Source organism: Burkholderia sp. IDO3, from assembly GCF_003366075.1.
Classification (GTDB): domain Bacteria; phylum Pseudomonadota; class Gammaproteobacteria; order Burkholderiales; family Burkholderiaceae; genus Burkholderia; species Burkholderia anthina.
In genome coordinates this window covers 1,728,459-1,751,864 of the sequence record NZ_CP028963.1, presented here as the reverse complement: position 1 = coordinate 1,751,864, position 23,406 = coordinate 1,728,459, and the positions used below count along the sequence as shown (strand labels likewise).

At 65.7% G+C, this 23,406-nt stretch carries 24 protein-coding genes and 4 tRNA genes; 11 read left to right on the top strand and 17 right to left on the bottom strand.

The window, feature by feature from the left end:
• Positions 1–624: 624 nt before the first annotated feature.
• From DCN14_RS22765 to ssuD, 8 genes are all read right to left on the bottom strand, one after another.
• A tRNA-His gene (locus tag DCN14_RS22765) sits at positions 625–700 on the bottom strand.
• 59 nt (positions 701–759) lie between these two features.
• Positions 760–1,746, bottom strand: a complete 987-nt coding sequence (gene dusA, locus DCN14_RS22760; protein ID WP_239007908.1) for a tRNA dihydrouridine(20/20a) synthase DusA — start codon at positions 1,744–1,746, stop codon at positions 760–762.
• Positions 1,747–1,877: 131 nt separating this feature from the next.
• Positions 1,878–2,132: a hypothetical protein gene (locus DCN14_RS22755; protein ID WP_096508339.1), complete on the bottom strand. Its 255-nt coding sequence runs from the start codon at positions 2,130–2,132 to the stop codon at positions 1,878–1,880.
• Between the two features lie 56 nt (positions 2,133–2,188).
• Entirely contained in the window at positions 2,189–2,386 is a 198-nt protein-coding gene (locus tag DCN14_RS22750; RefSeq protein WP_096508338.1) for a hypothetical protein, read from the bottom strand.
• A 159-nt stretch (positions 2,387–2,545) separates the two neighbouring features.
• The gene (locus DCN14_RS22745) at positions 2,546–2,761 is read right to left on the bottom strand and encodes a molybdopterin-binding protein (RefSeq protein WP_006400187.1); all 216 of its coding nucleotides are present in this window, start codon (positions 2,759–2,761) and stop codon (positions 2,546–2,548) included.
• A 56-nt stretch (positions 2,762–2,817) separates the two neighbouring features.
• On the bottom strand, positions 2,818–3,777 hold the full coding sequence (locus DCN14_RS22740) for an ATP-binding cassette domain-containing protein (RefSeq protein WP_096508337.1): 960 nt from the start codon (positions 3,775–3,777) through the stop codon (positions 2,818–2,820).
• Positions 3,774–4,586, bottom strand: a complete 813-nt coding sequence (gene ssuC, locus DCN14_RS22735) for an aliphatic sulfonate ABC transporter permease SsuC (protein ID WP_096508336.1) — start codon at positions 4,584–4,586, stop codon at positions 3,774–3,776. The genes DCN14_RS22740 and ssuC overlap by 4 nt, the downstream gene beginning before the upstream one ends.
• A gap of 16 nt (positions 4,587–4,602) precedes the next feature.
• Positions 4,603–5,760: an FMNH2-dependent alkanesulfonate monooxygenase gene (gene ssuD, locus DCN14_RS22730; RefSeq protein ID WP_096508335.1), complete on the bottom strand. Its 1,158-nt coding sequence runs from the start codon at positions 5,758–5,760 to the stop codon at positions 4,603–4,605.
• A gap of 341 nt (positions 5,761–6,101) precedes the next feature.
• Here ssuD and DCN14_RS22725 point away from each other — a divergent pair, with 341 nt between their 5' ends.
• Positions 6,102–6,530 carry a hypothetical protein gene (locus tag DCN14_RS22725; protein ID WP_096508334.1) on the top strand — a complete coding sequence of 143 codons (429 nt, stop codon included), beginning with the start codon at positions 6,102–6,104 and terminating at the stop codon, positions 6,528–6,530.
• 131 nt (positions 6,531–6,661) lie between these two features.
• On the opposite strand, the gene DCN14_RS22720 is transcribed toward DCN14_RS22725, so the two are convergent.
• Genes DCN14_RS22720 through DCN14_RS22710 form a run of 3 tightly spaced genes read right to left on the bottom strand, consistent with a single transcriptional unit; the run spans position 6,662 to position 8,675 of the window.
• On the bottom strand, positions 6,662–7,804 hold the full coding sequence (locus DCN14_RS22720) for an enoyl-CoA hydratase/isomerase family protein (RefSeq protein ID WP_172441949.1): 1,143 nt from the start codon (positions 7,802–7,804) through the stop codon (positions 6,662–6,664).
• A gap of 31 nt (positions 7,805–7,835) precedes the next feature.
• The gene (locus tag DCN14_RS22715) at positions 7,836–8,174 is read right to left on the bottom strand and encodes a multidrug efflux SMR transporter (RefSeq protein WP_096508332.1); all 339 of its coding nucleotides are present in this window, start codon (positions 8,172–8,174) and stop codon (positions 7,836–7,838) included.
• A gap of 3 nt (positions 8,175–8,177) precedes the next feature.
• The gene (locus DCN14_RS22710) at positions 8,178–8,675 is read right to left on the bottom strand and encodes a heme-degrading domain-containing protein (RefSeq protein WP_096508331.1); all 498 of its coding nucleotides are present in this window, start codon (positions 8,673–8,675) and stop codon (positions 8,178–8,180) included.
• Positions 8,676–8,888: 213 nt separating this feature from the next.
• On the opposite strand from DCN14_RS22710, the gene DCN14_RS22705 reads away from it, so the two are divergent.
• The 7 genes from DCN14_RS22705 (at position 8,889) to DCN14_RS22675 (ending at position 14,252) form a co-directional block, all read left to right on the top strand.
• A tRNA-Met gene (locus DCN14_RS22705) sits at positions 8,889–8,965 on the top strand.
• A 172-nt stretch (positions 8,966–9,137) separates the two neighbouring features.
• Positions 9,138–9,683, top strand: a complete 546-nt coding sequence (locus DCN14_RS22700; RefSeq protein WP_096508330.1) for an NUDIX hydrolase — start codon at positions 9,138–9,140, stop codon at positions 9,681–9,683.
• 11 nt (positions 9,684–9,694) lie between these two features.
• Positions 9,695–10,459: a leucyl/phenylalanyl-tRNA--protein transferase gene (aat, locus tag DCN14_RS22695; RefSeq protein ID WP_096508329.1), complete on the top strand. Its 765-nt coding sequence runs from the start codon at positions 9,695–9,697 to the stop codon at positions 10,457–10,459.
• Positions 10,460–10,492: 33 nt separating this feature from the next.
• The gene (locus DCN14_RS22690) at positions 10,493–11,323 is read left to right on the top strand and encodes an arginyltransferase (RefSeq protein ID WP_096508328.1); all 831 of its coding nucleotides are present in this window, start codon (positions 10,493–10,495) and stop codon (positions 11,321–11,323) included.
• 179 nt (positions 11,324–11,502) lie between these two features.
• Positions 11,503–12,540 carry a quinone-dependent dihydroorotate dehydrogenase gene (locus DCN14_RS22685; protein ID WP_096508327.1) on the top strand — a complete coding sequence of 346 codons (1,038 nt, stop codon included), beginning with the start codon at positions 11,503–11,505 and terminating at the stop codon, positions 12,538–12,540.
• 102 nt (positions 12,541–12,642) lie between these two features.
• On the top strand, positions 12,643–13,437 hold the full coding sequence (locus tag DCN14_RS22680; RefSeq protein ID WP_096508326.1) for a cystine ABC transporter substrate-binding protein: 795 nt from the start codon (positions 12,643–12,645) through the stop codon (positions 13,435–13,437).
• A gap of 122 nt (positions 13,438–13,559) precedes the next feature.
• Positions 13,560–14,252 carry an amino acid ABC transporter permease gene (locus tag DCN14_RS22675; protein WP_096508325.1) on the top strand — a complete coding sequence of 231 codons (693 nt, stop codon included), beginning with the start codon at positions 13,560–13,562 and terminating at the stop codon, positions 14,250–14,252.
• Between the two features lie 88 nt (positions 14,253–14,340).
• On the opposite strand, the gene DCN14_RS22670 is transcribed toward DCN14_RS22675, so the two are convergent.
• From DCN14_RS22670 to rnr, 6 genes are all read right to left on the bottom strand, one after another.
• Complete coding sequence (locus tag DCN14_RS22670) at positions 14,341–15,327, bottom strand: Gfo/Idh/MocA family oxidoreductase (protein WP_096508324.1); 987 nt, start codon at positions 15,325–15,327, stop codon at positions 14,341–14,343.
• A 112-nt stretch (positions 15,328–15,439) separates the two neighbouring features.
• Positions 15,440–16,156: a FadR/GntR family transcriptional regulator gene (locus DCN14_RS22665; protein ID WP_096508323.1), complete on the bottom strand. Its 717-nt coding sequence runs from the start codon at positions 16,154–16,156 to the stop codon at positions 15,440–15,442.
• Between the two features lie 298 nt (positions 16,157–16,454).
• Positions 16,455–17,150, bottom strand: a complete 696-nt coding sequence (rpiA, locus tag DCN14_RS22660; RefSeq protein WP_096508322.1) for a ribose-5-phosphate isomerase RpiA — start codon at positions 17,148–17,150, stop codon at positions 16,455–16,457.
• A gap of 109 nt (positions 17,151–17,259) precedes the next feature.
• The gene (locus DCN14_RS22655; protein ID WP_096508321.1) at positions 17,260–18,132 is read right to left on the bottom strand and encodes an N-acetylmuramoyl-L-alanine amidase; all 873 of its coding nucleotides are present in this window, start codon (positions 18,130–18,132) and stop codon (positions 17,260–17,262) included.
• Between the two features lie 94 nt (positions 18,133–18,226).
• Positions 18,227–18,970 carry a 23S rRNA (guanosine(2251)-2'-O)-methyltransferase RlmB gene (rlmB, locus tag DCN14_RS22650; protein WP_096508320.1) on the bottom strand — a complete coding sequence of 248 codons (744 nt, stop codon included), beginning with the start codon at positions 18,968–18,970 and terminating at the stop codon, positions 18,227–18,229.
• A gap of 166 nt (positions 18,971–19,136) precedes the next feature.
• Positions 19,137–21,593: a ribonuclease R gene (rnr, locus tag DCN14_RS22645; RefSeq protein WP_096508319.1), complete on the bottom strand. Its 2,457-nt coding sequence runs from the start codon at positions 21,591–21,593 to the stop codon at positions 19,137–19,139.
• A gap of 249 nt (positions 21,594–21,842) precedes the next feature.
• Here rnr and DCN14_RS22640 point away from each other — a divergent pair.
• The 3 genes from DCN14_RS22640 to DCN14_RS22630 all read left to right on the top strand — a co-directional run bounded on the left by DCN14_RS22640 (position 21,843) and on the right by DCN14_RS22630 (position 23,297).
• Positions 21,843–21,929: transfer RNA gene (locus tag DCN14_RS22640), tRNA-Leu, on the top strand.
• A gap of 181 nt (positions 21,930–22,110) precedes the next feature.
• A complete protein-coding gene (locus DCN14_RS22635) occupies positions 22,111–23,100 on the top strand; it encodes an aliphatic sulfonate ABC transporter substrate-binding protein (RefSeq protein ID WP_096508318.1) in 990 nt (329 codons plus the stop codon).
• 110 nt (positions 23,101–23,210) lie between these two features.
• A tRNA-Leu gene (locus tag DCN14_RS22630) sits at positions 23,211–23,297 on the top strand.
• Positions 23,298–23,406 lie beyond the last annotated feature (109 nt).

The window sequence follows — 23,406 nt, the reverse complement described above, 5'->3', positions numbered from 1 at the left end:
TCAGCTTAGTGGCGCTTCCGGGCCATGCATCCCCACCCGTCATAATGCAGCCCGTAGCGCAAGCTGACGCACGCCATGAAACCGGAGACGGACAAGATGTTGTGCTGTTTTATGCGTGGCCGAATGAGCTGCGCCCATCAGCACGCAGTCGCTGCCGGGTCTCGACTGCCATATCGCGATCGAATGAACTGGGCAAGAATGATCGTCGCGCCATTGACTCTGTCCAGCACGGCTCGTATATCAGTTTCTCGATGCACGCCACAGCTGCATGCCGTCATCGAAAGAACGAACGAAGTACGACAGCGCAAGGTCGACAGCCCGCTTTCCCCCTCACCGCGACGGACAAACATATTCGAAGAGCGGAACGTGCGCGCGGCAAGACGTCTTGTACAGCCAGATCGGATCGTACGGCGCCGCGAACACGACGCGGTCCATGAATCGAGATGCCAATGCCTACGACTTCGCGGCACTCGCGAATCCGGGCAATAAACATCGGCACGACGATCGACGGAAGGGTAAAACCGCAGGCACGACGACGTGAATTCCGAAATGACGTTTTCCGTTCCGAATTCACACCGCGGAAAGCAAAACAGGCGCCGAAGCGCCTGTTTTGTTCGAGAATTTTGGGGTGGCTGATGGGACTCGAACCCACGACGACAGGAATCACAATCCTGGACTCTACCAACTGAGCTACAGCCACCACTGATACTGCTTTGTTTCTTCGCTGTTTCGTTTCGTGTTCAGCAGCGAAGAACAAGATTATACGAAGACTTTTCCGTCTTGCAAAGCATTTTTTTCAAAATTTTCGATGGCGTCGTTCAGATGCGTGCGTGCCTCGTCGAACACGGCCAGATCGCCACGCGCGAGCTTCTTGTTGTCGGACAGCACGCGACGCCAGCCACGCGCCCCCGCGACGCCACGATAGAGCCCGAGCGCATGCCGGACGATCGCGCCGAGATACGTGCCGCGCTTCAGCTCCGCCGCGCAGTATTCGATCAACTGCGCCTCGGCCTCTTCACGCGTCGGCACCGCAGCGGTCGATCCGTAGAAGCGCGCATCGACTTCCGCGAGCACATACGGATTGTGATACGCCTCGCGCCCGAGCATCACGCCGTCGACGTGCTCGAGATGCAGCGCGACTTCGTCGAGCGTCTTGATCCCGCCGTTGATCACGATCTCCAGCGACGGGAAATCGCGCTTCAGCTGATACGCATAATCGTACTTGAGCGGCGGGATCTCGCGGTTCTCCTTCGGCGACAGCCCCTTCAGGATCGCATTGCGCGCGTGCACGACGAACGTCTCGCAGCCCGCTTCCGCAACCGTGCCCACGAAGTCGCGCACGAACGCGTAATCCTCGACCGCGTCGACGCCGATCCGGTGCTTGACCGTCACCGGCACCGACACCGCATCGCGCATCGCCTTCACGCAGTCGGCCACCAGTTGCGGCTCGTTCATCAGGCACGCGCCGAACGCACCACGCTGCACGCGCTCGGACGGGCATCCGCAATTCAGGTTGATCTCGTCATAACCCCACTGCTCGCCGAGCTTCGCCGCGCGTGCGAGGTCGTCCCGCTCGCTGCCGCCGAGTTGCAGCGCGACCGGCGATTCGTTCGGCGTGAATGCGAGGTGCCGCTGGGCATCGCCGAACAGCAGCGCGCCCGTCGTGATCATTTCCGTATACAGCCACGTGTCGCGCGTCAGCGTGCGATGGAACGACCGGCAATGACGGTCGGTCCAGTCGAGCATGGGCGCCACGGATACGCGGCGGGGAGGAAGCGAGGACGGTGCGGACATGGAATTCGGGGCAGCAAGCGGCGCGGGAGACAACCCGATATTTTACCGCAACGCGGCCGAGCCGGCCCGCCAGCCGGAATCGACTAGGCCTGACCGCCCTCGCCCAGTTCGGTATCGACGGCTCGCCGCGCCTCGTCGAGCACGCGTTCGATCACGCGCCGTTCGGTCAGCAGCACGCCGTCGACCTTCACGAGCCGCCAGTCGATCCGCACGGCACCGCCTTGCAGCACGCGATAGTGGGCATGCTCGCCGTCCCAGACCTGCTCGGTCTTCACCTCGATCTCGAAGCCGCGGTACGGCTCGCTGAAATCGCCGAGATCGCTGCCTCTCGGTTCCATCGCTCGCTCCGTGGCGACGCAGCGCCGAACCGCGCCCTACGGCCGGCGCCGTGCGCTCAATCGTATTCGTTAGACAAAAAGGATTTGCCGTCGTCGGTGAGGTCGACGCGGTTGGCAGCCGCCTGATAGATCAGCCCTTCGTTCAGCAACGCATAGACGACGTCGTCGAACGCGGCGGGAACCGGCCGGCTGTCGCCGAACTGATCGATCCACTTCAGCGCCTCGATGGCTTCGGGAGAAAGGATGGGGGTCATGCGTTGGCCTCCGGCATCAGTGTCGCTCCATCCTAGCACCTCATATCGACATCGAATACCGCGACAAACACGCGACGGAACAACCACCCGCCGTGGCCGAGCGGCCAGGCGCGCGGACGAGCGGTCGGCCCGTCCGCGCCGCACGGCGGCGGCACGCACTCAGAGGCGTGCGATCGAGACTTCGGTCGACTTCACGAGCGCGACGACTTCCGCGCCGACCTTCAGTTCGAGTTCGTCGACCGAACGGGTCGTGATCACCGACGTGACGATGCCGAACGGCGTCTCGACGTCGACCTCGGACACCACGGGCCCGCGAATGATCTCCTTCACCTTGCCTTTGAACTGGTTACGCACGTTGATTGCAGTGATGCTCATCGGGTTGATCGCTCCGAAGAAAAAGTCTGAGAACGGGCGGCGGGTGCCGCCCGGATTTAAACGGCCCAGCGGATCTGCCCGACCGGTCGTACGTTATCGACGTCAAGCGCCGCGCGCTGATCGGCTGCCCCGGACCCGCCGGCCAGCACGCGTTGCAGCACGTGATCTTCCAGCGCCGCGAACGCGGCCGATGCACGAGCGCGCGGCCGTTCGAGCGGCACGGGCTGATCGAGGGCGACGCGGCCCTGCTCGATGAGCAGGATCCGGTCGCCGAGCGCGACGGCTTCCTGCACGTCGTGCGTGACGAGCAGCGCGGTAAACCGGTGCTCGCGCCACAACCGCTCGATCAGCGCATGCATCTCGATGCGGGTCAGCGCGTCGAGCGCGCCGAGCGGCTCGTCGAGCAACAGCAACTGCGGCCGGTGCACGAGCGCACGCGCGAGCGCGACACGCTGCCGCTGGCCGCCCGACAACTGCGCAGGCCAGTCGTTCGCGCGCTCGAGCAAGCCGACTTCGTCGAGCACCGCGCGCGCCTGATCGCGCGCGCCGCGCCCGAGGCCCAGCATCACGTTCTGCAGCACGGTTTTCCACGGCAAGAGCCGAGCGTCCTGGTACATGATCCGCGTGTCGAGCGCGCCGCCGCCCTCGCCACGCGTCACGAGCGCGCCGCTGCTCGGCTGCTCGAGCCCCGCGACGAGACGCAGCAGCGTGGACTTGCCGCAGCCGCTGCGCCCGACGATCGCGACGAAACTGCCGCGCGCGATGCCGAGTTCGACGTTGTCGAGCACCGTGCGCTCGCCGAAGCGCTTGCTCACGCCGGACAGCGTCACCGCATCGTCCGGTGCCGGGCTGCCCGTGCGCCGCCGCGCGAGCGGCACGACGGATGCGCTGCCGTCCCGGTCGACGATCGCCGCGTCTCGCGCGTCGTCGTCGGTCACGCGCGCCTGGGCCAGTTCGGCCTCGAGATCTGCGCCGGCAAGCGGGCCGTAAACGGCCGCCGAAGTCGTCGCATTCATGCCTTTGCTCCTGATTGATAAGCGGGGTGCCAGCGCAGCGTCACGCGCTCGATCCATTTCGCCAGCACGTCGGCCAGCTTGCCGAGCACCGCATACAGCAGGATCCCGACCACCACCACGTCGGTTTGCAGGAATTCACGCGCGTTCATCGTCATGTAGCCGATGCCCGACTGCGCGGAAATCGTTTCCGCGACGATCAGCATCACCCACATCAACCCGAGCGCGAAACGCACGCCGACGAGAATCGACGGCAACGCACCGGGCAGAATCACGTCGCGGTACAGCGCAAAGCCGCGCACGCCGTAGCTCTTCGCCATCTCGATCAGGTTCGCGTCGACCGAGCGGATTCCGTGATACGTGTTGATGTACACCGGGAAGAACACGCCGAGCGCGACGAGGAACAGCTTCGCCTTCTCGTCGATGCCGAACCACAGGATCACGAGCGGGATCATCGCGAGCGCCGGGATGTTGCGAATCATCTGGATCGTCGAATCGAGTGCGACCTCCGCCGCTTTCGACAGACCGGTTGCAAGCCCCAGCGCCAGGCCGACGCCGCCGCCGATCGCAAAGCCGAACAGCGCACGCCACGTGCTGACCTTCACGTTCGCCCACATCTCGCCCGACGTCACGAGCGACCATGCCGCGCGCACGACCGCGACGGGTTCGGGCAGCACGCGGGTCGACAGCCAGCCGACGCGCGCGCCGACCTCCCATGCGGCCAGCAACGCGAGCGGCACGAGCCACGGCGCGATGGCGCGCCATGCGCGGGCGGCCAGCACAGCGCCCGTCGTCGACGTTTTCGTTGTCATCGCAGGCCTCCTTCGTTCAGCTCTGGCCGGCCTTCGGCAGGTAGTTGTTGCCGACGATCTCGCCGAACGGGCCCGACAGCGGGCCGGTCGCCTTTTCCGCGCCCTTGCCCTTGATCAGCGGAAACACGAGTTCGGCGAAACGGTACGACTCCTCGAGATGCGGATAGCCGGACAGGATGAACGTCTCGATGCCGAGATCCGCGTATTCGCGCATGCGCGCCGCAACCTGCTCGGGGTTGCCGACGAGCGCGGTGCCCGCGCCGCCGCGCACGAGACCGACGCCGGCCCACAGGTTCGGATACACCTCGAGCGCCTCGCGGCCGCCGCGCTTGCCGCCATGCAGCGCGGCCATGCGGCGCTGGCCTTCCGAATCCATGTTCGCGAACGCCGTCTGCGCGCGGGCGATCGTGTCGTCGTCGAGACGGCTGATCAGGCGCTCGGCATCGCGCCATGCTTCGTCCTCGGTTTCGCGCACGATCACGTGCATGCGAATGCCGAACTTGATCTTGTGGCCGCGTGCTTCCGCACGTGCGCGAATATCCGCGATCTTCTTCGCGACGGCCTCGGGCGGCTCGCCCCAGGTCAGATAAGTGTCGATGTGATCCGCGGCGATCGTGTGCGCGGCCGGCGACGACCCGCCGAACCACAGCGGCGGATGCGGGTGCTGCACGGGCGGATAAAGCGCCTTGCCGCCTTTCGACTGAAGATGCTTGCCGATGTAGTCGAAGCCGCCGTTCTCGTGCGACGCGGACAGCAGCCCGCGCCAGATGTGCAGGAAATCGTCGGTGATCTCGTAGCGCGTATCGTGATCGGCGAACAGGCCGTCGCCTTCGAGTTCGGCCGAATCGCCGCCCGTCACGACGTTGATCAGCAGGCGGCCGCCCGACAGACGGTCGAACGTCGCGGCCATCCGCGCCGCCAGCCCGGGCGAGGCGATACCCGGACGCACGGCGACCAGGAACTTCAGGCGCTGCGTCGCCGGAATCAGGCTCGACGCGACGACCCACGCATCCTCGCAGGAACGACCGGTCGGCAGCAGCACGCCGTCGTAACCGAGCGTGTCGGCCGCAACGGCGACTTGTTTGAAATAATCGTAATCCGCGGCGCGCGCGCCTTCGGCGGTGCCGAGGTAACGGCTGTCGCCGTGCGTGGGGATAAACCAGAAAACATTCATCTGCTGCTCCTGCTTGACTGTCCTTGCCGGAATCGGGATAAAACGAGGCCCTGCTCGCGTCGCGGATGAGCGGCGCATGCATGGTGTGCGTTCGAGTCGGGATGGCTCGCCGGTCAGGCCGTGCAGCGGGCGAGTACGCGATTGCACGGCTGTTTCTGGGAAATCAGTCTAGGGATCGGTGCAGGGCTTTGGAACGATTTTTTTGAGCTTAGGTTTTCCGCTTTCGTGATTAGCACGACGCTCCAGCGAATATCGCGGCAGCCGGGCCCTATAATGTCGCACCTATCCGAATAACTTCGCGCGGACGGCCCCGGCCAGCCGCGCCTGCAATGCACTCATCGATGCAGAAAGTCATCCTGCCGTTCCTGTCCGGCTTCCTGGCCGCCCTCTTCTTTCGCGAAGCCACGCTCGCGCTGCTGCACACGGCCGATCTGATTGCCGCAGCCGGGTTCTCCACACAACCGTTCGCGCCGCTCGGCATTCCTGAATTTGTCGCGAACGCGTTGATCAGCGCGTGCTGCGCGGTTCCGATGGCGTGGCTGTTGCGCGTGTCGCCGGAGCGCGAAGCACCGTGGATCGGCGCGCTGGTGTTCGGCGGCATCGTGCTGACGGCCGCGCGCGTGTTCGCGATCGATCCGCTGCGCGGGATCTGGCCGTCGGGCAACATGATGCCGGTGCTCGCGGCCGGTTTCGCGGCGAACGCGGTCTGGGGCTTCGGTGCGCTCGTGTTCATGCGCGCCTTCATGTCGGACGACGCCGGCGACGAGTAAGACGTACGGATTCGGTTCGGCCCCTGCGCCCCTGCCCGCCGCAGCCGAATCGAATCGGCATCCGCAAATGAAAAGGCCGCCTGCATGTGTGCAGGCGGCCTTTTTGCTTCGTGGCCGGATATCGCGCCGCGTCAGTCCTTCAGGCTGCGCAGCGGATGCGTGCCGGACGTCCACGGGCTGTCGAACATCGCGAGCACATCGGCCCGGTCGACATCGGCCGTCGTCTCGAAACGCCAGGCCGGCTGGTGATCCTTGTCGACGATCAGCGCGCGCACGCCTTCGATCACGTCGCCCCGCGCAAACGTCGAACGCGTGAGGTCGAGATCGCGCCGCAGGCAATCGGCCATCGTCGCACCACGGGCCCGCTCGACGACTTCGAGCGACACGGCCATCGACAGCGGCGACAACTGGCCGCGCATCGCGTGCGTCGCCTTCTCGACCCACCCGTCCACCGCCGCACAATCCTGCTCGGCATCGAGCGACGCGAGGATCGCACCGATCTCGGGTTGCGCGAAATGCCGATCGATCCCCGCGCGCGCGTCGGCCAGCGCCGACGTGTCGGGCGTCGGCACGACCTTGTGCGCGGCGGCCGCCTCGGCCACGTGCGCGACGGCCTGCGCACCGCTGTCGATGCGCGCGCTGCGCAACGTGTCGAGCAGCGCCGGCAGCGCGGCGTCCGGGAGATAAACGTCGGCGAGTTGCGCATACAGCGCACCCGCCGCGTCGAGCGTCGCGCCGGTCACCGCGAGATAGCGGCCGAGCGCACCCGGCGTGCGCGCGAGAAACCAGCTCATCCCGACGTCCGGAAACAGGCCGATGCGCGTTTCGGGCATCGCCATCTTCGTCGAATCGGTGACGACGCGCAGGCCGCCCGTATGCCGCGCCGCCTGCGAAATGCCCATGCCGCCGCCCATCACGACGCCGTGCATCAGCGCGATGTACGGCTTCGGATAGGCGAAGATCGTATGGTTGAGCGTGTATTCCTCGATGAAGAACGTGTCGACCGCGTCGCGATCGCCGCGCTGCCACGCGTCGTGGAAGAAACGCACGTCGCCGCCCGCGCAGAACGCGCGCGGATGCGGGCTGTGCACGACGACGGCGACCACCTCGGGATCGTCGCGCCATGCGTCGAGCGCCTGCTGCATCAGGCGAATCATGCCGACCGACAGCGCATTCAGCGCCTTCGGCCGGTTCAGTTCGAGAAACCCGATACGGTTCGCGACATACGTGCGCACGTCGGGCTGCGCGGATTCAGCGGAAGTGGAATCGGTCATGTGAGCCATCCGGCGTATCGCAGACGCACGCTCAGTGCGCCTGCATCTTCGAGAACAGGTTCAGCACCACGACACCCGCGACGATCAGCCCGAGGCCGATCACCGCCGGCACGTCCGGCACCTGACGATAGAGGAGCATCGCGACGAGCGTGATCAGCACGATGCCGGCGCCCGACCACACCGCATAGATGATGCCGACCGGCATCGTGCGCAGCGTGAGCGACAGACAGTAGAACGCGACGCCGTAACCGGCCACGACGAGCGCCGAAGGCCAGAAGCGCGTGAAGCCGTCGGCCGCGCGCAGCGCGGACGTGCCGATCACTTCCGCGACGATCGCGATCGCGAGCCATGCGTAACCTGGCAGTTGCATCGTTCAGCTCCTTGCGAGCGCCAGCACGGCGTAGTCCTGCCCGAGCTCGGCGCAGAGCACTTCGACGACGAACTCGTGATCCGCGCGCTGCGGCAGCCCCGATGCGGTGATCGAGCCGATCACGCCCGCCCCCGCCACGGTCAGCGGAAACGAGCCGCCGTGCGGCGAGTATTCGGAGAGCGGCAGCCCATGCTTGTCCGCGAGCGTGGCGCCGGCCTGCTGCATGCGCAGGCCGATCGCATACGAGCTGCGGCGGAAATGCGCGACGACGTTGCGCTTGCGGCGCACCCAGTCGGCGTTGTCGGGCGTCGCACCCGCGAGCGCCGCATAGAACAGCGGCTGCCCGAACGTGACGATGTCGATCGCGACCGCGTGGCCGCGCGACGTCGCGAGCGCATGCATGCGGTTGCCGAGCGCCCACGCGCGTGCCGGGTCGAAATGGGGAAACACGAGCGCCTGTTCCTGCGCGCCGATCGATTGCAGATCGTGAGCGATGTCCATGAATCCGTCGATGCAGTAGAGAGGGTTGCAACGGCGCCGATGCAATCGCGCACGGCACCGCTACAGGAATGACGACACAAGCAAACCGCTCGATTCTAGCGCACGCGCCTGCCGTACCGGCCCCACAAGCAATGTACAAGGGATTGCAACGTGATTGTCAGAAAGTGCTTGCACGCACTAGGGTTAGCCCATATAATTCAACTCTTCGACGGACGCGGGGTGGAGCAGTCTGGCAGCTCGTCGGGCTCATAACCCGAAGGTCGTAGGTTCAAATCCTACCCCCGCAACCAACGTCCCGATTCGATACGAAAAGCCCGGCCCAGCGCCGGGCTTTTCGTTTTCCGCGCACGATCCTGCGCACTGCCCGCTGCGCTTCGCACAGCATGCGGCACACATGCGCGGCCGTTCGAGAATGCCCCGCCCCGGTGATACACTCGCATCACCTCGTCCCTTCCACTCGACATGAAATTCTGCTCCGTCTGCGGTCACGAAGTCATCGCGCGCATTCCTCCGGGCGACAACCGCGAGCGCTTCGTTTGCGATCACTGCGGCACGATCCATTACCAGAATCCCCGTAACGTGGTCGGCACGGTGCCGGTCTGGGGCGATCAGGTTCTGCTGTGCCGCCGCGCGATCGAACCGCGCTACGGATTCTGGACGCTGCCGGCAGGCTTCATGGAAATGGGCGAGACGACGGCCGAAGCCGCCGCGCGCGAAACGCTCGAGGAAGCCGGCGCGCGCGTCGAGGTGCAGAACCTGTTCACGCTGCTCAACGTACCGCACGTACACCAGGTCCATCTGTTCTACCTGGCGCGGCTCGTCGATCCGGCCTACGAGGCCGGCGAGGAAAGCCTCGAAGTCAAACTGTTCGACGAAGCCGACATCCCGTGGGACGAGATCGCGTTCCCGACCGTCAGCCAGACCCTGCGCTTCTTCTTCGCCGATCGCGCCACCGGCGACTACGGCGTGCATACCGGCGATATCTTCCGCTCGCTGCGCAACGGCTGAGCCCGCGACCCATGGTCCCCTGGCTCGGTCCGGACGACCCGTTCCCGCCCATCGAGCGCGCGCTCGGCCCCGAAACCGGCGCGCCGGGGCTGCTCGCCGCAAGCGCCGACCTGCTGCCTTCGCGCCTCATCGACGCGTACCAGCGCGGCATCTTCCCGTGGTATTCGGACGGCCAGCCGGTGCTGTGGTGGAGCCCCGACCCGCGGATGATCCTCGCGCCGGATGAATTCAAGGTGGCGCCGTCGCTGCGCAAGACGCTCAGGCGCGTGCTGCGCGAGCCGGCGTGGGAAGTGCGCGTCGATTACGACTTTCCGGGCGTGATGCGCGCGTGCGCGCAGGCGCCGAGGCGCGGACAGCGCGGCACGTGGATCACGGCCGAAATCATCGACGCCTATACGTCGCTCTATCGCTCCGGCAACGCGCACAGCATTGAGACATGGCATGACGGACGCCGTGTCGGCGGCCTGTACGGCGTTTCGTTCGGACGGATGTTTTTCGGCGAATCGATGTATGCGGACGCCACCGACGCGTCGAAGATCGCGCTGGCCGCGCTCGTCGCCCACCTTCGCGACCAGGGGCTGGAGATGATAGACTGCCAGCAGAATACGTCGCATCTAGCGTCGCTCGGTGGCCGCGAGATCGCACGCAAGGCCTTTGTCGCTCACGTGCGCCGCGCGGTAACCGAACCGCCGATTCCGTGGCAGTTCGACAAGCGCGTGCTCGCCGCGCTGACGGGCCCCGCCGAACCGGCGGCGCCCTCCGGGATCGAGCGCTAGCGCGGCACTCCTTCCCTGCATCGAGAGCTGCCCATGACTCACCCGACTGAGCTGCCGCTTTCACCGCTTTCGGCGTTGCAATTCTATGCAACGGCACCCTATCCGTGCAGCTATCTGGACGGCCGCATCGCGCGCTCGCAAGTCGCGACGCCGAGCCATCTGATCAACTCCGACATCTATACCGAGCTCGTGAAGGCCGGCTTCCGTCGCTCGGGCGTGTTCACCTATCGCCCGTACTGCGACGGCTGCCGCGCATGCGTCCCCGTGCGCGTGCCCGTCGGCGCGTTCACGCCATCGCGCACGCAGCGCCGGATGTGGAAACGGCACCGCTCGCTCGTCGCGACGGTCTCGCCGCTGCACTACGACGAGGAACACTACGCGCTCTACATGCGCTACCAGTCGGCACGTCATGCGGGCGGTGGAATGGATCGTGACAGTCGCGACCAGTACGAGCAGTTCCTGCTGCAGAGCCGGATCAATTCGCGCCTCGTCGAATTCCGCGACCTCGACGCACCGGGCGGCGAGCCCGGCAAGCTGCGCATGGTCAGCATGATCGACATCCTCGGCGACGGGCTGTCGTCGGTCTATACGTTCTTCGAGCCCGACGACCAGCACACGAGCTACGGCACCTACAACATCCTGTGGCAGATCGAGCAGGCGAAGAGCCTCGGCCTGCCGTACGTGTATCTCGGCTACTGGATCCGCGAAAGCCCGAAGATGGCCTACAAGGCGAACTTCCATCCGCTCGAAGGATTGCTCGACGGCCGTTGGAAGATACTCGATCCGGATCGCGTCGACCTGCCGCCGGTGGACGCCGCGCTCGCCCGCGCGCCGCTGCCCGGCGGGCATTCCGGGTCGAACTGACGCGCGCGCCGGCGACGCGGCACGGCTCCGGCAACGGGCACCGTTTGGGCTCGATGCGAGGGCTGCCGCGCCGCGCGAGAGGCACGCCACAGGCGCCAGCGAACCGAACCCCGCCCTTGCCGCGCAACTCCCGGTAAAATAGCGGGTTGTCATTCATTCCGGCCGTCCGCCCAATTCCCGTGTTCAGTTCCCTCTATCCGCTGGCCCGCGCATCCCTGTTCAAGATGGATGCGGAAGACGCTCACCACCTCACGCTGCGCGCGCTCGGCGCCGCCGGCCGCACGGGCCTCGCCTGCGCGCTGTCGGCCCGCGTGCCCGACGCGCCGCGCACCGTGATGGGGCTCACGTTCCGCAACCCGGTCGGCCTCGCCGCCGGCCTCGACAAGGACGGCGCGGCCATCGACGGCCTCGCGTCGCTCGGTTTCGGCTTCATCGAAGTCGGCACGGTCACGCCGCGCCCGCAGCCGGGCAACCCGCGCCCGCGGATGTTCCGCCTGCCGCAGGCCGAGGCGCTGATCAACCGGATGGGCTTCAACAACCACGGCGTCGACCAGTTCGTGAAGAACGTCCAGGCGGCCCGCTATCGTGGCATCCTCGGCCTGAACATCGGCAAGAACGCCGACACGCCGATCGAGCGCGCGGCGGAGGATTATCTCTACTGCCTCGAGCGCGTCTACCCGTTCGCGAGCTACGTGACGATCAACATCTCGTCGCCGAACACGAAAAACCTGCGCCAGTTGCAGGGCGCGGGCGAACTCGACGCGCTGCTCGCCGCGCTGAAGGACAAGCAACGGCGCCTCGCCGACCTGCACGGCAAGCTCGTGCCGCTCGCGCTGAAGATCGCCCCCGATCTCGACGACGAACAGGTCAAGGAAATCGGCGACACGCTGCTGCGCCACAAGATCGAAGCGGTCATCGCCACCAACACCACGCTGTCGCGTGCAGCCGTGCAGGGCCTGCCGCACGCGGACGAAGCCGGCGGCCTGTCGGGCCGCCCGGTGTTCGACGCGTCGAACGAAGTGATCCGCAAGCTGCATGCGCAAGTCGGCAGCGACGTGCCGATCATTGGCGTCGGCGGCATTTTCTCCGGCGACGACGCGCGCGCGAAACTCGCGGCCGGCGCATCGCTCGTCCAGCTGTACACGGGCTTCATCTATCGCGGCCCGGCGCTGGTCGCCGAGTGCGTGAAGGCCATCGCGCGCGAACGCACCGCGTAATATAGCCATAAACAAACGATATTTATTGGTCGATTGCATTTTTGCTATCATCAACCGCACAGTCAGGATCATGAGCCCCACTGGGGCAAGGAAGCTCACACGATGAAAATTTCGCTGCTGAAGAAGCTGCTGGTTGCCGGCCTGGTCGGCACGTCGTTCGCCGCGGCCACCGCGCACGCGGCCGACCTCCTCGATCAGGTGAAGCAGCGCGGCACGCTGCGTGTCGGCCTCGAAGGCACGTTCCCGCCGTTCAACTCGAAGAACCCCCAAGGCGAACTCGTCGGCTTCGACGTCGACATCGCGAAGGCGGTGGCCGCGAAGCTCGGCGTGAAGACCGAATTCGTCACGACCGAATGGAGCGGCATCATCGCGGGCCTGCAGGCCGGCAAGTTCGACGTGATCGCCAACCAGGTCGGCATTACCGACCCGCGCAAGGAAACGCTCGACTTCTCGCCCGCGTACACGTATTCGTCCGCGCAGCTGATCCAGCGCAAGGACGATCCGCGCCAGTTCAAGTCGCTGGAAGACCTGAAGGGCAAGAAGCTCGGCGTTGCGCTCGGCACCAACTACATGGACATGGCGAAGTCGGTGCCCGGCATCGACGTGAAGACGTATCCGGGCGCGCCCGAGTACCTGCGCGACCTCGCGGCCGGCCGTCTCGACGCGGCACTGAACGATCGCCTGATGCTCGCGTATCTGACGAAGAATTCGCAACTGCCGCTGCGCCCGGGCGCCAACGTCGGTTCGGCGAATCCGTCGGGCATCCCGTTCAAGAAGGGCAACCCGAAATTCCAGAAGGCGATCGACGACGCGATGGCGCAGCTCGAAGCCGACGGCACGTTCACGAAGATCTCGGACAAGTGGTTCGGCATCGACGTAACGAAACCGATCAAGTAAGCACGCCTTTGTTTCCCGCCTGACGGCGGGCCGGAAAGGGCGGCATCCGCAACGATGCCGCCCTTTGTTTTATTGGTCCGGTTTATGATTGCGCTTTCGCGCACGCATTCGATTCGTATTCCATGTCGACAACGTCCCTGCTCGTCCAATCGCTGCCCGTGCTCGCACAAGGTGCCGTCCTGACCGTCAAGTTCGCCGTGCTGTCGATGGTGTTCGGCCTGCTCGGCGCCGTCGTGCTCGCGATGATGGGCATCCGGCAAAGCGAACCGCTCGAAGGCTTCGAGCGCATCTGGGTGAACGCGCTCGCGTGGCTCGCGCGCGGCTACGTGAGCCTGATGCGCGGCACGCCGCTGCTCGTGCAGATCTTCGTGATCTATTACGGGCTGCCGAGCCTCGGCATCTCGCTCGATCCGACGCCGGCCGGCGTCATCGCCCTGTCCGCGAACGTCGCCGCTTACATGTCCGAAAGCATGCGCGGCGCGATCAACGGGATCGCGCGCGGCCAATGGCTCGCCGCATACAGCCTCGGGCTGTCGTGGAGCCAGACGCTGCGTTACGTGATCGGCCCGCAAGCACTGCGCATCGCGGTGCCGAGCCTGTCGAACAGCCTGATCAGCCTGATCAAGGACACGTCGCTCGTGTCGGTGATCACCGTCACCGAACTGCTGCGCAGCGCACAGGAAGTGATCGCGGCGACCTATCAGCCGCTGCCGCTGTACCTGGCCGCCGCGGCCGTGTACTGGGTGCTGTGCCAGATCCTCGAATGGGTCCAGCGCTGGTACGAAAAGCGTCTGTCGCTGCCCGCGCGACACTGAACGCACGTCACGTCATCGTGCCGGGTCGCGCTTGCGCGCCCCGGCATCTGCTTTTCCCGCCCTGCTTCCCGCCCGCGGCGCTTCCCGCTTACTCGCCCGAATAACGCACGCCGAGCGCCGCACGCGCCGCGTCGGTCATCGCGATCATCTGTCGCGAATGGTCGTGCGTCATGATCGGGCTTTCGAGTTTGCCCGCACGCAGCAGGCCGCAGAAATGTTCGGTCTCGTAGTTCAGACCGCCGCCGTCGACCGGCGCATCGAGCTCGACGGTGCGGCCGTCGGCATAGCGGATCGTCGCGCGCGCGGGGTTCCACCATTTCTCGTGAATCGTCACGTGCCCGCCCGCTGCGGCGATCAGCGCGTCGCCGCGTCCCATCACGTCGAGCCCGCAAAAGAGCTGAGCGATCCCGCCGTTCGCGTGCTGGCTGTTCAGGCTCGCGAACACGTCGACGCCCGTCGCGCCGATACGACCGAGCGTCTGCACGTCGCGCGCCGCACCGAGCCAGTCGACCGCCAGAAATGCTTCGTAGATCCCGATGTCGAGCAGCGCGCCGCCGGCGCGATCGAGACGATAGACGGAATGATCGTCCGGCATCGACGACGATGCGCAGCCTGCCCGTACAAGCCGGATCTCGCCGATCGGGTCGTCCTGCAGGTGCGCACGCAACTGCCGGTACAGCGGAAAGAACGGCGGCTTCATCGCTTCCATGAAGAGCTGCCGGGCGTCGCGCGCCGCATCGAGCACGGTATCGAGTTGCGCGGCGTTCAGCGTCGCGGGCTTTTCGCACAGCACGGCCTTGCCGGCCGCGAGCGCGGCCAGCGCGTACTGTGCATGACTGTCGTGGAGCGTGGCGATGTAGATTGCATCGACGTCGCTCGCGAGGAGCGCATCCAGGCTGGCGGCAGGCGTTGCGCCGCTACCGTCGCAAAAGGCGATTGCCGCGTCGGGCCGGCGTGCCCACACGCCGGAGAGCACGGCACCCGGCACGTAAGCGAGGCTTTGTACGAAACGGCGTGCGATGCTGCCTGCGCCGATGATACCGAAGCGCACCGGGCGCTTGTCGAGGTCGTTCATCCGGATCTTCCGTGTCGGTCGTATAACGGCGGCCGGCAGGTTGCCGGCCGGCCGTCATGATAAACGGCTCGACGACTCACGGATGAAACACGGATGACGATGCGCGCCGATATCAAGCGCGCACGGGCACGTCGACGGAGAAATCGCGCGAGATCTCGTCGGCGCTGAAATCGATCAATGCGAGCGACGCCGCTTCGGCTTCGCGCGGATCGCGCCGTTCGATCGCGTCGACGACGCGCGCATGCGCCTTCACCGCGATGTCGTGCGCACCGTCCTTCTGCACGACGCGCGGATTCACGAGACGCACTGCACCGCGCACGATCGCCGCCATCTGCTGGAAGAACTGGTTGCCGCTCGCCTGGACGATCCGCGTGTGCAGCAGCTCGTCCGCCGTGTCGTAACCGGGGTCGCCCGGCTGCAACACCTTGAATGCTTCGAACGCTTCCCGAATGCCCGCGATATCGACGGCCGTCGCACGTACCGCCGCCTGCGCAGTCGCGCGCGGTTCGATCAGCATCCGGAATTCGATGACGTCGCGCATGAACTGGGGATCGGGTTTCGCGCGAAACCGCCAGCTCACCACATCCTCATCGATCATGCGCCAGTCGCGCATCGGTCGAACGCGCGTACCGACTTTCGGACGCACGTCCAGCATGTCGCGCGCAAGCAACATCGACAATGCTTCCCGCATCACCGTACGGCTCACATCGAACTCTTTCGACAGCACGTCCTGCGGCGGCAGAATGCCGCCGTACTTGTCTTCGACGATACCCGCGACAAGCCCATCCATCACTTTGGCGACCAGTGACCGGTCTTTGCCCTGCTCCATGACACCTCCCCGTGCGTCGATTTGCGAACACCTGCTCCGCAGTTCCGCCGGCCCTGGTTACGACTGTTCTTATGATCTATAAGTTGGCGAGTTCGAGGATATTTCGCTATCTGGTAAACACCTGACAGGGTTATCCCTCTTCATGAAGCGGTGATTTATAAGGCCACAAAAAAAGCCCGGGAAGCGCTCTGCGCTTGCCGGGCCGAGATTTCGACACGATTTGAACATGCAAGCCGTTACGGACGATTACGTCCCGCCATGGCGTGCCATTCAACCTGCCAATTTCATTTCAATTCTTTCAATTAGCCGAATAAACAATCGTTTCAACACCGGCTTCCGTACCGAGCAGGCACAGATTCGCGCCGCGCTGGGCGAACAGGCCGACCGTCACCACGCCCGGCCATGCGTTTACCTGCGCTTCGAAACCGCGCGGGTCGGCGATCTGCAGGCCCTTCACGTCGATGATTTCGTTGCCGTTGTCGGTGATGTACGGCGCGCCGTCCTTCGTCACGCGCAGTACCGGCACGCCGCCGAGCGCGGTCACGCGCCGGCCGATCGCCGTGCGCGCCATCGGCACGACCTCGATCGGCAGCGGGAACGCGCCGAGCACCGGCACGCGCTTGCTGGCATCCGCGATGCACACGAACGTATCGGCCACCGACGCGACGATCTTCTCGCGCGTCAGCGCACCGCCGCCGCCCTTGATCATCGCGCCGCTCGCGTCGATCTCGTCGGCGCCGTCTACATACACCTGCAGCGACTCGATCTCGTTCAGGTCGAACACCTTGATGCCGTGCGACTTCAGGCGCTCGGTGGTCGCGATGGAGCTCGACACGGCGCCGCGATAGCGCGACTTGACGACGGCGAGCGCGTCGATGAAGCAGTTGGCGGTCGAGCCGGTGCCGACGCCGATCACCGCGCCTTCCGGCACGTTGTTGATCACATAATCGGCGGCCGCCTGGCCGACCAGGCGTTTGAGTTCGTCTTGAGTCATGGGAAGGAAATGCTGCGGGATTGCGGAAAACCGCCAGTTTACCGGACTCGGCTGACGGGCCGCGCTTTTTCGGCGGCTGCAGCTGCGTCGGCGCCTTGCGCGCCGATCGTCAGGGCGCGCAAGGCGCGGCTGCGTCGTCGGCCGGCGCCGCGCCGGGGAAATACTTGTCGAGCAATGCCTGCGCGATTGCGTCGGTTTCGGCATCCGGATTGCCCGCATAGTCGGACGGCCGAAAATGCATCTGGAATGCCGCGAATACGCGCCGCGTGCGCGCATCGAGCACCCCGTCGGCCGGCACGTCGTAGCCGTAGCGCGCGAGCTTGAGCTGCAACTCGCGCACGTCGACGAGCGCGTGCGGATCCCGACCCGCGAGCCGTGCGGCGACGGTCGCGTCGTCCGGCCACGCGCCGACGCCGGCCTGCGCGAGCGCATGCCACGGGAACAGCGGGCCCGGATCGATCTTGCGTTGCGGCGCGATGTCGCTGTGCCCGACCACGCGCGTCGGCGGAATCGCGTAGCGCGTGACGATGTCCTTCGACAGCCGGATCAGCGCATCGACCTGGGCAGGCGGATACGGCTGCCACGTGCGATTCTCCGGATCGAGCGGGCCGCGGTTCACGTTCTCGATGCCGATCGACGCCGCGTTCAGTTCGGTCGTGCCCTGCCACTCGCTGACGCCGGCATGCCACGCGCGCTTCGCTTCCGGAACGAGCTGGTAGACGACCGGCATCCCGTGTTCGATGCGCGGCTGCGGCGGGATGACGTAATGCACGCTGACCGAATCGCCCGTCAGCGTGCGCAGCGATTTCGCTTCGTCGCTTTCGGTGTAATGCATCACGAGAAAGCGGATGCGCGAATCGGCGCCGCGCGCGTGCAGGCTCGTGTCGGCGTAGTAGGTGCCGCGCTCGACCAGCGACGGCGACGTGCAGGCGGCCAGCAGGCCGAGAACGGCGCACGATGCGCCGAGACGGAACAGGGTCATGGTTCGCGCGTCCGGGGGAGCCGTGTGCCGCGCGCGATCGCAGCGCACGTCGTTCGGGTCATGGCGGCCCGCGCATCGCGCCGGGCCGCGCGCATCAGCCCTTCACGCGTCGCTGCCGCACCGCTTCATACAGGCACACGCCGCTGGCAACCGACACGTTCAGGCTTTCCACGCTGCCGGCCATCGGGATGCTCATCACTTCGTCGCAGGTGTCGCGCGTGAGCCGGCGCATGCCTTCGCCTTCCGCACCCATCACGAGCGCGACCGGGCCGTCGAGCTTCGTTTCGTACAGCGTCGCCGACGCTTCGTCCGACGTGCCGATGATCCACACGCCCGCTTCCTTCAACTCGCGCAGCGCGCGGGCGAGGTTCGTCACCGTGATGTACGGCACCGTGTCGGCCGCGCCGCTCGCGACCTTCGCAGCCGTCGCGTTCAGGCCGACCGCGCGATCGCGCGGCGCGATCACCGCGTGCGCGCCGGCCGAATCGGCGACCCGCAGGCATGCGCCCAGGTTGTGCGGATCGGTGACACCGTCGAGCACCAGCAGCAGCGCCGGGCCCTGGATGCCGTCGAGCAGCTCGGACAGGTTCTGCGCGAGCGGAACGTCCTCGACGCGCGCGACGACGCCCTGATGGCGCTCGGTATGCGCGAGACCCCACAGGCGCGTTTCGTCGGCCGCGATCAGCCGCACGCCCGCTTCCTTCGCGGCGTGCAGGAAGTCCTGCATGCGGCGGTCGCGGCGCGTCTGGTCGTACAGCACCTCCGCAACCGTCGATGCATCGTGCCGCAAGCGTGCGGTCACCGCATGAAAACCGTAAAGAACCTTCAGACGTGACATGACTGGAACAACCTTCGATCAAACGTGCGGCCGCGCAACGCGCGCAGCCGCGGTTCATGGAAAAGGAAAGCGCCGCGCTGCCGGCCGGTGACCGGTAGAACGCGGCGTCTCTCGATACTGCAAGGGCGTACCTGCAAGGGCGCGCGCTTCGCGCCGCCCCGAACGCTCAATACTTCTTGCGCGCGTGCGGCTTCTTCGCGGCCGTCTTCGCCACCGTGCCGCCCTTCTTCTTCGCTGCACGCGCGGCACGCGCTTCCTTCACCGCGACGGTCGGCGCGCTTGCCGCCTTCTTGCGACGCGGCGCGGCGTCCTCCGCCGGCGGCAACGCGCGCACGCGCGGACCGCCACGATCGTTGCCGGCGACAGCCGGCGCCGGTGTCGGGCGCGGCGCCTTCACCGGCGTGTCGCGCACGAGGCGGAAGTCGATCTTGCGCGCGTCGAGGTCGACGCGGCTCACCTGCACGCGCACGCGATCCGACAGGCGATAACGGATGCCCGTACGCTCGCCGCGCAGCTCGTTCTTGATCTCGTCGTACTGGAAGTAGTCCGAGCCGAGTTCCGTGACGTGCACGAGGCCTTCGATGAAGAGCGTGTCGAGCTGCACGAAGATGCCGAACGACGTGACGCCGTTCACCATCCCGCCGTACTCCTCGCCGAGCTTGTCGCGCATGAAGTAGCACTTGAGCCACGCTTCGACGTCGCGCGACGCCTCATCGGCACGCCGCTCGTTTGCCGAGCAATGCAGCCCGAGCTCTTCCCAGATCGCCGTGTTCGAGCGCGACCGGCCGCGCGATTCGTCGTCGGCCTGCTGCATCGCGCGGGCGCGCGGCGACAGCGCGGTGTTCAGCTCGAAGCCGTCCGGCGCCTTCGGCGTGTATTTCCTGCCCGACAGGATCGCGTAGATCGCGCGGTGCGTGAGCAGGTCGGGATAACGGCGGATCGGGCTCGTGAAGTGCGCGTACGCCTCGTAGGCGAGACCGAAGTGGCCGATGTTGTCCGGGCTGTAGACGGCCTGCTGCATCGAGCGCAGCAGCATCGGCTGCAGCATCTGCGCATCGGGCCGGTCGCGAATCTGCGCCATCAGCGCCGCGTAATCGCTCGCATGCGGCTTGTCGCCGCCGCCGAGCGACAGACCCATGCCGCGCAGGAACGCGCGCAGGTTCTCGAGCTTCTCCGGCGTCGGCCCCGCGTGCACGCGGTACAGGCCCGGATGCTTGTTGCGCTTGAGGAAGTCGGCCGCGCAGACGTTCGCGGCCAGCATGCACTCCTCGATCAGCTTGTGTGCGTCGTTGCGCTGACGCGGGACGATCTGCTCGATCTTGCCCTGCGAGTTGCAGACGATGTACGTCTCGGTCGTGTCGAAGTCGATCGCGCCGCGCTTCTGCCGCGCGGCGAACAGTGCCTTGTAGACGCCGTACAGGTCCTGCAGCTGCGGCAGCAGGTCCGCGCGACGCGCGGCCTCCGGCCCCTTCGTGTTCGACAGCACGGCCGCGACTTCGGTGTACGTCAGACGCGCGGCCGAGTGGATCACCGCCGGATAGAACTGGTAAGCCTTGATCTCGCCGCGCGCGGTAATCACCATGTCGCACGCGAGCACGCAACGGTCGACCTGCGGATTCAGCGAACAGAGGCCGTTCGACAGTTTCTCCGGCAGCATCGGGATCACGCGGCGCGGGAAGTAGACCGACGTGCTGCGTTCGAGCGCGTCGGCGTCGAGGCCGCTGCCCGGTTGCACGTAGTGCGAAACGTCGGCGATCGCGACGATCAGGCGGAAACCGTCGCCACGACCGACCTTGACGGGCTCGCAGTAGACGGCGTCGTCGAAGTCGCGCGCGTCCTCGCCGTCGATCGTCACGAGCGGCACGTCGCGCAGGTCGACGCGGAAACGCAGATCGGCCGGGCGTACCTTGTCCGGCAGCGCGGCGGCTTCGTCGAGCGCCGGCTGGCTGAATTCGTGCGGCACGCCGTACTTGCGCACCGCGATCTCGATTTCCATGCCCGGATCATCGATGTCGCCCAGCACCTCGACGACGCGGCCGAGCGGCTGCGAATGGCGGCTCGGGAAATCGGTCAGCTCGACGACGACGACCTGCCCGACCTTCGCCTTCTTCACGTTCTGCGTGATCAGGATGTCGTGGCCGATGCGCTTGTCTTCGGGAGCGACGATCAGCGCGCCGTTTTCATTGAGCAGGCGACCGATCACGCGCTTGTTCGCGCGTTCGGTGACTTCGACGACGTGCCCTTCGGGACGGCCGCGGCGATCGTAGCCGACGATCCGCGCGAGCACGCGATCGCCATGCATGACCTTCTGCATTTCGCCGTTCGGCAAAAACAGATCGTCCTGGCCGTCGTCGCGGATCACGAACCCGTAGCCGTCGCGGTGCCCCTGCACGCGACCGGCAACGAAGTTCGACGGATGGGTGAGCTGGTAGTGACCGCGCTTGTCGAGGCGAATCTGGCCGTCGCGTTCCATCGCGGCGACACGCCGGAAGAACCCCTCGCGCTCCTGACGCTTGATCGACAGCGCTTCGGCGATATCGTTGGCGGCCAGCGGCGCGTCGCTCGTACGCAGCACGCCGAGAATTTCTTCACGGCTCGGAATGGGGTACGGATATTTGCTCAAGGGTTTGTCGATGATTGTTCTCGTTGCGTTGACTGATGGTGCACGGCATCAACATAGAAGTGTCCGTCAGACAGTTCTATAGTGACGGCGGCGGATCATTCTATCACCCGCCTGTGTTGCCAAATGACGCGAATGCCGCGTGCAGGCGCCTCGGCAGCCCGTTTGCGGTCCATCGCAAAAAAGTGTTGACACGCATAATTGGGGCGCTATAATTTCGCTTCTTTGCAGCAAGCAGCTACTGCAAAACGTGCCCAGGTGGCGGAATTGGTAGACGCACTAGGTTCAGGTCCTAGCGGTGGCAACATCGTGGAGGTTCGAGTCCTCTCCTGGGCACCATCTGTTTTTAAAAAGGCCGGCTTTCAGCCGGCCTTTTTCATTTCGAGTCGCACATCGCGTGCACCGGCTTCCCTTATGCCGGCCATTCCGATCGATAGCAGAATTAATCGTTTATCGATCGCCCTCCCCGTTGGTACGTTAGCCGCCTTGTTTGCAACGAACCCAACGAGGAGCACCATCCATGGCGTCGATGAACCGCCGTGCGTTCACGCGCGCGATATTGGCCGCAGGCCTGAGCGCCGCAGGCATCCGGGCGCACGCCGAGAGCACGCCTTCCGCGCTGCGCATCGGATACCAGAAATCGTCGACGCTCATCACGCTGCTCAAGACGCGCGGCACGCTCGAGCAATCGCTGGCGCCGCTCGGGCTGCGCGTGTCATGGCATGAATTCGCGAGCGGCTTGCCGCTGACCGAAGCACTCAACGTCGGCGCCGTCGATTTCAGCGCCGACGTGGCCGACACGGTACCCGTATTCGCCCAGGCCGCGCATGCACGTTTCGTGTACGTGGCTCAGGAAGCGCCGTCGCCGAAGGCACAGGCCATCATCGTCAAGAAAGACAGCACGCTGCAGACGCTCGCCGATCTGAAGGGCAAGCGCATCGCCGTCACGAAGGCCGCCGGCAGCCACTACCTGCTGCTCGCCGCACTCGCACGCACGAAGCTCGCCCCCGCCGACACGGCGATCCACTACCTGACGCCGGCCGATGGCCGTGCGGCGTTCGAGCGCGGCAGCGTCGATGCGTGGATCACGTGGGATCCCTATGTCGCGTCGGTCGACTCGAATCCGGACGTGCGGATTCTGGCCGACGGCAGCGGGCTCGCTTCATACCAGCGCTATTACCTCGCATCGAGCAGCTTTGCAGCCGCCCGCCCCGACGTCATTCAGATCGCGTTCGACCAGTTGTCGCAGGCCGGCGCATGGCTGCGCGCGCATCCGCAGGAAGCGGCCAATACGCTCGCGCCGATCTGGGGGCTCGACGCAACGACGATCGAGCGTGCCAACGCACGACGCAGCTATCTCGTCCGCGCCGTGGTCGCACAAAACTTCGGGGAGCAGCAGAAGATCGCCGATACGTTCCTCGCGGCCGGCCTCCTGCCTGCCCGCGTCGATACGCGCGAAGCGCTGCGCTGGAATTTCACGTCGAAGCGCGCGGATCCGGTCGGCGCCTGAGGCCGGGAACACGCAATGCGCGATATTTTTATCGCCATCGAAGAAATTGTGTTGACAGCCTCTTCAGACACGCTATAATAGCCGTCTTCGCATCGCAGCAAGCGAAACGTGCCCAGGTGGCGGAATTGGTAGACGCACTAGGTTCAGGTCCTAGCGGTGGCAACATCGTGGAGGTTCGAGTCCTCTCCTGGGCACCATAAAGCTGTTTAGAGCAGTACAACGCAGTCCAGCAAAACCCCGCAAAGCCTTGTCTCCGCGGGGTTTTTTGCTTTTTTCGTCCCATCGTCATCCAGCTGAAGCGCGTGT

Excerpts from the sequence above, each read along its gene's own strand:
- dusA (WP_239007908.1), bottom strand. The coding sequence starts at position 1,746 with ATGCTCGACTGGACCGACCGTCATTGCCGGTCGTTCCATCGCACGCTG.
- rlmB (WP_096508320.1), bottom strand. The coding sequence starts at position 18,970 with ATGTCACGTCTGAAGGTTCTTTACGGTTTTCATGCGGTGACCGCACGC.
- DCN14_RS22635 (WP_096508318.1), top strand. The coding sequence starts at position 22,111 with ATGGCGTCGATGAACCGCCGTGCGTTCACGCGCGCGATATTGGCCGCA.
- DCN14_RS22700 (WP_096508330.1), top strand. The coding sequence starts at position 9,138 with ATGAAATTCTGCTCCGTCTGCGGTCACGAAGTCATCGCGCGCATTCCT.
- DCN14_RS22745 (WP_006400187.1), bottom strand. The coding sequence starts at position 2,761 with ATGAGCATCACTGCAATCAACGTGCGTAACCAGTTCAAAGGCAAGGTG.
- ssuC (WP_096508336.1), bottom strand. The coding sequence starts at position 4,586 with ATGACAACGAAAACGTCGACGACGGGCGCTGTGCTGGCCGCCCGCGCA.
- DCN14_RS22720 (WP_172441949.1), bottom strand. The coding sequence starts at position 7,804 with ATGACCGATTCCACTTCCGCTGAATCCGCGCAGCCCGACGTGCGCACG.
- DCN14_RS22690 (WP_096508328.1), top strand. The coding sequence starts at position 10,493 with ATGACTCACCCGACTGAGCTGCCGCTTTCACCGCTTTCGGCGTTGCAA.
- rpiA (WP_096508322.1), bottom strand. The coding sequence starts at position 17,150 with ATGACTCAAGACGAACTCAAACGCCTGGTCGGCCAGGCGGCCGCCGAT.
- DCN14_RS22675 (WP_096508325.1), top strand. The coding sequence starts at position 13,560 with ATGTCGACAACGTCCCTGCTCGTCCAATCGCTGCCCGTGCTCGCACAA.
- DCN14_RS22740 (WP_096508337.1), bottom strand. The coding sequence starts at position 3,777 with ATGAATGCGACGACTTCGGCGGCCGTTTACGGCCCGCTTGCCGGCGCA.
- DCN14_RS22750 (WP_096508338.1), bottom strand. The coding sequence starts at position 2,386 with ATGACCCCCATCCTTTCTCCCGAAGCCATCGAGGCGCTGAAGTGGATC.
- DCN14_RS22670 (WP_096508324.1), bottom strand. The coding sequence starts at position 15,327 with ATGAACGACCTCGACAAGCGCCCGGTGCGCTTCGGTATCATCGGCGCA.
- DCN14_RS22725 (WP_096508334.1), top strand. The coding sequence starts at position 6,102 with ATGCAGAAAGTCATCCTGCCGTTCCTGTCCGGCTTCCTGGCCGCCCTC.
- aat (WP_096508329.1), top strand. The coding sequence starts at position 9,695 with ATGGTCCCCTGGCTCGGTCCGGACGACCCGTTCCCGCCCATCGAGCGC.
- DCN14_RS22665 (WP_096508323.1), bottom strand. The coding sequence starts at position 16,156 with ATGGAGCAGGGCAAAGACCGGTCACTGGTCGCCAAAGTGATGGATGGG.
- DCN14_RS22715 (WP_096508332.1), bottom strand. The coding sequence starts at position 8,174 with ATGCAACTGCCAGGTTACGCATGGCTCGCGATCGCGATCGTCGCGGAA.
- DCN14_RS22680 (WP_096508326.1), top strand. The coding sequence starts at position 12,643 with ATGAAAATTTCGCTGCTGAAGAAGCTGCTGGTTGCCGGCCTGGTCGGC.
- DCN14_RS22755 (WP_096508339.1), bottom strand. The coding sequence starts at position 2,132 with ATGGAACCGAGAGGCAGCGATCTCGGCGATTTCAGCGAGCCGTACCGC.
- DCN14_RS22655 (WP_096508321.1), bottom strand. The coding sequence starts at position 18,132 with ATGACCCTGTTCCGTCTCGGCGCATCGTGCGCCGTTCTCGGCCTGCTG.
- ssuD (WP_096508335.1), bottom strand. The coding sequence starts at position 5,760 with ATGAATGTTTTCTGGTTTATCCCCACGCACGGCGACAGCCGTTACCTC.
- DCN14_RS22710 (WP_096508331.1), bottom strand. The coding sequence starts at position 8,675 with ATGGACATCGCTCACGATCTGCAATCGATCGGCGCGCAGGAACAGGCG.